The organism is Methylobacterium sp. E-046 (genome assembly GCF_022829625.1).
Taxonomy (GTDB): domain Bacteria; phylum Pseudomonadota; class Alphaproteobacteria; order Rhizobiales; family Beijerinckiaceae; genus Methylobacterium; species Methylobacterium longum.
The window spans coordinates 1-8154 of record NZ_JAKSYP010000117.1; the positions used below are offsets into that span (position 1 = coordinate 1).

Consider the following 8154-nt stretch of genomic DNA (forward strand, 5'->3'; position numbering starts at 1 on the left):
CTTGGTTTGCACCTCACCATCGAGCGGCTTCCGATCAGCCTCACTGTGCTGACACCCCGTGCAGGCCCAGAACCACGTATCAGCGTTGGGGCCGCTAAGGTTCTTCATGACGCGACCGACTTCCAAACCATCCTCGGTAGAGATGAGATCGTAGTGCGTGTCCGGCGATGTACGGAACCAAGTAAGGGGCATGCCGGAGGATCACCGCACGCTGTCTGATACCGCATACGATGCAAGCTCAGCGCCACAGCACCTGACTCGCACAGTCATGCTCCTCGTCACAACCTTGGCCGCCAACTCGGATCTGACGGGATTGTGAGCGATCGAACGCGGTCTTGGCGGCAATCCTGCTTAGCCGTTGGAATGCGATCTCTGAGTGATCTTGAACACGCCATTCTCAAGGTCCTGACGGATCACCCGGTCAGCACGAGTGGGATCAAATCTCGGGCGGGCGTTCCTGTAAAGGAGCGTATTGGCCCAACGCTCGCCGCCTGCCTCGAACTGGAGCGTCGCTGCCTCGCAGAGAGAGTTGGATCTGGGGCGATACAGCGATGGCGCCTCGCTAGCAGAGCAGGCACTCGACGAAGCGTCTCATCTTAGGGACGGCTTGGAACACCCGGGCAGCCATCTCATCACGGCTCGCCCAGCCTCGCGTGTTCCAACCGCGTTCGTGGCTGGGACCTTGCAGTTGGCATCTTTAGCGCTCGGATGACATATCGCTCAGATGCTGCCGGTCTGCCGGGACGTAATCGCGAAAGCAGCAGAGACAAGATCCTTGGCGCGGAACGGTTTTGACAGAAATCGCACACCTTTGGGTAAGTCGCCTAACTTCGGAGTATCTGCCCCCGACACCACGACGATGCCCATCTCCGGCCAACGTGCCGTTACTGTTCGAATGAAGTCACGACCGCTGATGCGACCGGACGGCATGTCGAGGTCGGTGATCAGCACGCCGATGTCATCGCGTTGAGCCAGGAGGACCATCGCCTCGTCGGCATCTCGTGCCTCGAATACGGCCATGCCAGCATCGGAGAACACGTCGGCAGTGTCCATCAGCGATAGCGGCTCGTCCTCGACGACGAGGACGCCGATCATGCCGCTGCGAAGAGGCGGCCGCCCTGGCATAGCTGGCTATCCCCGAACCTCTACTCAGCGAGCGCCCGGATTGAGATAGTCGGTGACGGTGGTGACGCGCGAGCCGACCATACGCACCGCCTTGCGCAGGCGTTCCTCGGTGACGCCGAAACGCTTCGTCCACAGATCACGAGCGCCGCGATCGGAAATGTCGATATGGGTGCTGGTGCGAGGTTCGGTCGGCATGAAGATCAATCCGGAGTGGGGCGCCCGGGACAGCCGGACCTCTACAAAGCCCAACTACGCTTTGGCGATGCGGGTTGCCCCAGCGAACCGACAAGGCATCCTGATTTGATGAAAGGCTGGGCGGCCATATCGTCACGGCTCACCCTGCCAGCCTGTGAGCAGATTGGACCGTGTGTTGATAGCCGTCTCAGGCAAGCGCCTGCGGATGCGGCGAGGGCATGCCGGAGTAGGTCTCAGACTTGAGAGGGCAACCGCTGTGTGCCTTCCGATGCGTCATCGACTTGCCGAAGCCGCGCCCGCTGTAGGAGCCGTTGATCGACACGCGCCCATGGCAAGCTGGGCAGCGTTTCACGGCCAACGGATATCGGTCCACCGCCTCATCGAGGCTGACGGGACGCCACATACCTTCAATCTTCGCCTCGCAGGTCTGAGCCTTGGGCTTGGTCATCCTCACGAGGTGCCATGCCGCAGCAATCCGTACCAGAGAAGCGATGCCACACCCTGTCTCAGGGTCAGGAACAGCCGGACGGCCATATCATCATGGCTTGCCCAGCTCGGCCGCCTCATTGCTACCAAATTAGAGCATTTCTAATTTCGCTCAGTGTCCTCGAACAACCCGAATAGCATGCTTGATCAGGAAGGCTTGTTTTGGCTCAGTGACGCCCAGTGGGCTGTAATAGCGCCTTGCCTGCCAACCAGCTCTCGTCAGCTTGATGACCGACGCATGCTCTCCGGCGTCGTCTACGTCTCGCTAACAGGTTGCCGATGGCCCGATTGTCCGAAGGCCTATGGGCCTCTCGGATCCGTCTATCAACGCTTCAGCCAATGGCGTCACCGACCATTCTGGTCAGCTATGCTGAAGGCTTTGTCTGAAGCCGGTTGGACGAGTGAGGCTATTGCCCTGGACCCAGTAGCGATGGCTCGGGCTCGGCCAAAACGTCGAGGGCTTAGGGTCGACCGTAGGTGGCGTCCTCAAGGTCAAACAGGCAATCGTTAGGCGCCCGAGTAGCCTTAGCCGCCAGACTTACCGCGCACTCCGATCTAACTCAGGGTGCGCGGCGGACGATTACCACTTGTAGCTGAGGCTGGCGATCACGCGACGTGCCTCACCGTAAAAGCAGGAGTTCTCCGCCTGGCATGAGGACACGTAGCGGCGATCGCCGATGTTCGTCGCGTTCACCTGGAAGCGGAAACGGTCCCAGTTGTAGTGCACCTGCGCGTCGAACAGCACGTAGTCCGGCACTCGCAACGTATTAGCCTGATCCGCGAATGAGCGACCGACATAGCGGACGCCGCCACCGAAGCCGAAGCCCTTCAGGTCACCGGTCGGGATGGTGTAGTCAGCAAAGACGTTCGCGGTGTTTTCCGGAATGTTGACCGGCACCTTGCCGATGATGGCGGTGTTGCCGTCGCGCTCGGTCGTCAGCCCGAAGACCGTGTACGAGGCAGCCACGTTCAGTCCATCGAACACGTTTGCCACGATCTGTGCCTCAAAGCCTGTCGAGCGCACCTCGCCGAGTTGGGCCTGGAACAACGTGTTGGTGGGGTTGGCGGTTAACACGTTCTTGCGATGGATGTCGAAGCCGGCGAGCGTGAAGAAGTAGCCTTGACCTGGCGGTTCGAATTTAACGCCACCCTCGATGGATTTACCAGTCTCGGGCTTGAAAGTTTGACTATTGACGTCAGTCCCGATCAACGGCTGGAACGACGTCGAGTAACTGACGTAAGGCGCCAATCCAAAATCGAAATTGTAGATCGCTGCGAGCCGGTAGGTCGTTCCGTTATCGCTCCGGCCGTTGCTCAGCGCACCGTTGGTAAGCTTGTCGTTCACACGGTTATCGGCGAAATCTTGGCGGCCACCGAACACGAAGGTCAGACGGTCATTGACCTTGACCTGATCCTGTACGTAGATGCCAAGTTGCTTGAAGGTGTCTAGGTTGACTTGATAGGGCCCTGGCGTTCCGGCGGCCGGTCCATAGCTAGGGGCGAAGATGTTGAGGTTGGGCACCGTGTAGAACGGGTTGGCCGCGAAGTTCGTGCCCTGGTTGTCGCTGATGCGGTAGTCCTTGTAGTCCAGGCCCATCAGCAGATCATGGCGGAAGAAGCCATCGGAGAACTGCGCCTCAGCTTGGTTGTCGACTTGGAAGAGGTTGACCCGGTCTTTCACGAGAAACTGGTAGCGGGCGAGCTGCGTCTGCGTAGCGTCACCGACAGCGTAGCCAAGCTGGCCGATGTTCGAATTCTGAAAGACGTCGGCGAACGAGTAGCGAAGGTTCTGCCGGATGGTCCAAGTCTCGTTGAAGATGTGCTCGAATTGGTAGCCGAGGAACGCTTGGTCGCGCTGGAAGGTGTTGAAGCCAGCGTCGCCAACGTTAAGCGAACGCGGGATACGCAGCCCGAGCGCCTGCGGTCGAACCGTGCCCACGTAAGGCAGGAAGGGAGCAGTCACCCCCGTGTTATCGTGCTGGACTGCGGTCAGCACGGTGAAGGTGGTCGCCCCATCCGGCTTGTAGGTCAGAGCGGGAGCGATGAAGTAGCTGTCGTCTGGCACGCCATCGACCTGCGTACCCCCGTTTCGCCCATAGCCGGTCAAACGGAAGAACCAGTGGCCTTCCTTGTCACCTGCCGGGCCGCCAAAATCGAAGGCAGCGTACTTCTGGCCGAACGAGCCACCGCCGACCTCAACATATCCGAACGGGTCGAAAGTCGGGCGCTTACTGACCTGGTTGATGATGCCACCGGGTGAGCCGGCACCGAAAAGAATAGCTGCCGGGCCACGCAGCACCTCAACGCGCTCCAACCCGAAGGTGTCGTAATTGAAGTAGCCGAAGCCAAAATTCAGCGTCTGCAGCCCGTTCAGGTAGATACCGAAATCGCTGACATTGAAGCCGCGCAAATAGACGAAGGTCAGACGGGAGTCGAAGCCGAAAGTTCCCGAATAAGTACCCGCTGAGTATTGCGTCGCCTGCGTGAGGGTCTGCGCATTCTGAGCATCGAGCTGCTGACGGCCAATTACAGTGATCGACTGCGGTGTCTCGACGAGCGGCGTGTTGGTTTTGAGGGCGGTGACGGAGCGCTTGGCTACGAAGCCGTCGATCGGTCCATTTGGGTTCTCCGGCTGGCCGGGACCAGGCACACTCGACGATACTGGTCCGTACCGCTCGCCGGCACCTCGGCTTTCGACACTCAGTTCATCCAACTGCACGCTGCCAGCATTCGCCGAGACGCCTCGGCGGGAAGTGTTCGCCTCTTGCGCGATCACGCTATTGCTCACAGCGCTGAGGACAGCGAGCGAAACGCCTGCAAGAACAAGCGAGCGCAGAGATCTGAAACGAGAGCTATCGGTCTTCATACCACGCATGCCCCAGCACATTTCGGACAGCCGCCTGCGATCGTCGCAAAGGAGTGCGCCGCCAGACAGACCTTGTTTAAAATTGTTATAAACTGCTGTTTTATTTGACGTTTCTCATTCACCGTTACGGTGAAGGTTGAAGCCAAACAAGCGGGTCAGATGAGAACTGTGGGGGTTGTGGCGCCGCAGAGACAGCGCGTTGTTGCTGCGTTGGGTTTCGCGGGATGTTAGCTCAGGAGAGGTACGAAGCTACATTCTGGCTCAGTCGCAGGGAGCCAACCGACGGCACCCCGGCTGGTGCGCATCATGATCGCACCACCGCGGGTAATCCCAGTTCGAGCTTGATGCCTGCGCCAAAGGGCCCGCAGCGTGTTCCCAGCGTCCTCGCCGGCGGGTGTTTCGTCCGGTTAAACGTCCGTTCGACTGAACGAGACACCCCGCAAAATCAGCATGGCTTCCGCCTTCGTCTCCTACCTGCGGGTTTCGACCGAGCGGCAGGGCCGATCCGGCCTCGGGCTGGAGGCGCAGCGGCGGGCCGTGGCCGACTTCCTCGCGGGTGGCTCGTGGCGCCACGTGGCCGAGCTGGTGGAGGTCGAGAGCGGATCACGGGACAACCGCCCTCGCCTCTCGGAGGCCATGGCCCTCTGTCGGCTCCACGGCGCCACGCTGGTGATTGCCAAGCTCGACCGGCTGTCTCGTGACGCTGCCTTTCTCCTAAACCTGCAAAAGGCCGGCGTCAGGTTCGTGGCCGCCGACATGCCCGAGGCCAACGAACTCGTGGTCGGCATCATGGCCGTGGTCGCCCAGGCCGAGCGCAAAATGATCAGCGCCCGTACCAAGGCGGCGCTGGCGGCTGCGAAGGCGCGCGGCGTGCGCCTGGGCAAGCCGGAAAACCTGTCGAACCGGGAAGCCGGACAGGTGCGCAGCCGCGCGCGCCAGACGCAGCGATCCGAGGAACGGGCCCTGGACCTCGCCCCGGTGATCGCCCGTGTGCGCGCCGAGGGCGCCGTCTCGCTGCGCCAAATCGCGACGGCGCTGAACGCGCGGGGCATCCCGGCGGCGCGTGGCGGAACGTGGTCGGCCGCGCAGGTGCGTCGGGTTCTCGGCGAGTGTCGCGGGTGTTCAGCGGGCCAGAGGTCATCTTCGACCAGCACGCCACACTCTCTGCTCACCCCGGTTACGAGGTAGCTGGACCGGTATGCGCCTATGCAGGAAGCACAATCTTCCGCGCTCCAAATCCCTGCGCCGCGTCTCAGCAGAGCCGCTGACCCGACCGACCTCCACAACGGCACACGTTCATGTCTGCACACAGCTTGGCTATTCGGCTTCCACACAAGCTAACTCGTGTGTCGCCATGCGTGTTGACGTTCTTGCAATTTAGACGGTGTAGCTGTGGGTCTGTCGGCAACCATGCCGAATAGCCTGTGTGGAGGCACACCGATGAAGGTTGTGGCGCTACTCGCCTGGAAGGGCGGTGTCGGCAAGTCGACCCTGACTATCAATCTCGCAGCGGCCGCGATCGAGGACGGGCACAAGGTCGGCATCATCGATCTGGATCCGCAATCGAGTCTGTCAGAATGGTCGGACCGGCGTGACGCGGAACAGCCGTTCGTATCCGACGCCAAGCCCCGTGCGGTTGCTCAGATTGTGGAGGCGGGCCGCGGGCTCGGCTTGGACCTGATGCTGATCGACACTCCGCCCAACGCTACGGATGAGGTTGAGGCCGCCCTGGCAGTGGCCGACGCCGTCGTGATCCCGACTGGCGTAGCCTTGTTCGATCTGAAGGCCGTTACCCGAACCGTGCGTGTTGCCACACAGGCCAACAAGCCAACAAGCGTGGTGCTCAACAGGGTTGGCAATCGCAGCGACCGGGAGGCCGCCCGCATCCGGCGCGAACTGAACCAGATTGGCATGCCGATCCTGCGCGATGTCATCCACGACCTGAAGGTGTTCCCGCGATCGGCCGACGCTGGCCAGACGGCAATCGAAGTCGAGGCCGGAGGGAAAGGTGCCACGGACGTTCGGGCTGTGTGGAAGCACATTTCTAAGCAAGTTGGCTTGCGTGTTAAGACACGTGCACGCAAGCTTGAGAGTGGGGCTGTGTGATGGCCAAGCCGAACCCTTTATCCCTGGCCGCACAGGTCGCAGAGTCGTTGAAGGCTCCGGAGCAACCAAAGGCTGCCCCACCCCCAGCATCCGCGCCCGAACCTGCCCCGACCAAGACCACGCGCGAAGGCAAGCGGTTCCTCGGCTACTACGTCGAGCCGCTGCGGCATGAGGAGATCAAGCAGGCTGCGCTAGACGAGGGGATCCAGATCCAGGAGGTACTGCGCCAAGCCGTGGATGCGTGGATGGAAGCTAACGGCGCCGAGGCCGTGGCGGCTGTGGAAAGGCGGCGGGCACGGAAGGCAGTGCGGTTGGGCTAACCGCACTGCTACCGTAGTGCCTGCCTGTACATCGGCCTGGTCCTTTACCGAACCGCATCGACCTGTAGCCGCTCAAGCTAGCGTTCGGCTCCTGTGTCGCCTCAGACGATGCCCACGCGCACGGCGATGAACTGGCCGATGAGGCGGAGGGCGTCTACCTGGTCATCATGCACACCCGCGGGGAAGCGCGGCAGCTAGAGCCTCCGACGGTCAATCCTCCAGCTCGATACAGGCGTTCATGAACGTCGCGCGCTCTGCGCCCTTGAGCTTCTTCTGCGCAGCTTCGCGCTTGCATCGCGCCAGCACCTCGGGGTCGACGTCCGTCATCGCGTCATCGCCACTTGGAGGTGAGCCGGCGGCTGGCCTCTCCGTGGGCGCTGGCACATTCTGCGCAAGCGCGGCGGACGCGAGCGCCAATAGGGCTGTCGCTGCCAGGATCGAGCGTCTCATCGCTGTTCTACCTGAGCTACGTTGCACAGGCGCATACCCTCGCCGCGATCTGCGGCGAAGGTTCGACGGAAAACGCCGATCGTGGGCGTCCTACGCCTCAGCGGCTTCCTTGGCCTTCCGCGGCCTACCAGCCCGCTTCGGCTTATCGGCGACGATCTCAGCGGGTTCTGCAGCCTTCGGAGCTGCCTTCTTCCGATTTCGACCCAGACCGGCGTTGCGAGCGAACTCGGCGCGCATGGCCGAGTAGCTAGCCGCTGTGGAAGGGTAGTCCCGCGGCAAGCCGTAGCGCTCCCGGTACTGCTCGATCGTCATGCCGTTGACGGTGAGATGGCGCTTCAGCGTCTTGTACGGCTTGCCGTCGATGAAGCTGATGAGCGCGTCCGGCGTGATCGACTTGCGGATCTGGGCGGCAGTCAGCTTCTGGGTTGGCGGAGCCTGGGTTGCGTCACCTCGCCCAAGCCCGCCAAGCGCCGCATGCATGCTGGCGATCAAGGCTGGTAGCTCCGCTGGCGGCACACGATTGTTCGACACGTAGGCTGAGACGAGGTTCGTCGTCAGACCGGTATAATCGGTGGCTCCGGCCTCGATGTTCTCAGCGTTCTCGTC

General features: G+C 61.6%; 10 protein-coding genes. 4 read left to right on the forward strand and 6 right to left on the reverse strand.

All coding sequences use genetic code 11. The features are described from left to right. Positions 1-720 precede the first annotated feature (720 nt). The 3 genes from MKK82_RS10735 to MKK82_RS10745 all read right to left on the reverse strand — a co-directional run bounded on the left by MKK82_RS10735 (position 721) and on the right by MKK82_RS10745 (position 1768). Positions 721-1095 (reverse strand): response regulator, encoded by a 375-nt coding sequence (locus tag MKK82_RS10735; RefSeq protein WP_243985612.1) that lies wholly within the window; start codon positions 1093-1095, stop codon positions 721-723. Between the two features lie 54 nt (positions 1096-1149). Next, a complete protein-coding gene (locus MKK82_RS10740; RefSeq protein WP_243985614.1) occupies positions 1150-1320 on the reverse strand; it encodes a DUF3606 domain-containing protein in 171 nt (56 codons plus the stop codon). Positions 1321-1507: 187 nt separating this feature from the next. Beyond that, positions 1508-1768, reverse strand: a complete 261-nt coding sequence (locus MKK82_RS10745) for a hypothetical protein (protein WP_243985615.1) — start codon at positions 1766-1768, stop codon at positions 1508-1510. A gap of 177 nt (positions 1769-1945) precedes the next feature. On the opposite strand from MKK82_RS10745, the gene MKK82_RS34395 reads away from it, so the two are divergent. Further along, entirely contained in the window at positions 1946-2317 is a 372-nt protein-coding gene (locus tag MKK82_RS34395) for a transposase (protein WP_409566789.1), read from the forward strand. A 69-nt stretch (positions 2318-2386) separates the two neighbouring features. Here MKK82_RS34395 and MKK82_RS10750 read toward each other — a convergent pair whose 3' ends face one another. Next, positions 2387-4672 (reverse strand): TonB-dependent siderophore receptor, encoded by a 2286-nt coding sequence (locus MKK82_RS10750; protein WP_243985616.1) that lies wholly within the window; start codon positions 4670-4672, stop codon positions 2387-2389. Between the two features lie 450 nt (positions 4673-5122). Between MKK82_RS10750 and MKK82_RS10755 the strand changes: the two genes are divergently transcribed. From MKK82_RS10755 to MKK82_RS10765, 3 genes are all read left to right on the forward strand, one after another. Next, positions 5123-5860, forward strand: a complete 738-nt coding sequence (locus tag MKK82_RS10755) for a recombinase family protein (RefSeq protein WP_243985617.1) — start codon at positions 5123-5125, stop codon at positions 5858-5860. 252 nt (positions 5861-6112) lie between these two features. Further along, a complete protein-coding gene (locus tag MKK82_RS10760) occupies positions 6113-6778 on the forward strand; it encodes a ParA family protein (protein WP_243985618.1) in 666 nt (221 codons plus the stop codon). Then, positions 6778-7098, forward strand: coding sequence for a hypothetical protein (locus MKK82_RS10765; protein ID WP_243985619.1), 321 nt, complete (start codon positions 6778-6780; stop codon positions 7096-7098). The genes MKK82_RS10760 and MKK82_RS10765 overlap by 1 nt, the downstream gene beginning before the upstream one ends. Before the next feature lie 210 nt (positions 7099-7308). Here MKK82_RS10765 and MKK82_RS10770 read toward each other — a convergent pair whose 3' ends face one another. After that, positions 7309-7425, reverse strand: a complete 117-nt coding sequence (locus MKK82_RS10770) for a PsiF family protein (RefSeq protein WP_243985620.1) — start codon at positions 7423-7425, stop codon at positions 7309-7311. Between the two features lie 213 nt (positions 7426-7638). Continuing rightward, the coding region (locus MKK82_RS10775) for a MucR family transcriptional regulator (protein ID WP_409566790.1) at positions 7639-8154 on the reverse strand (516 nt) is incomplete at its 5' end.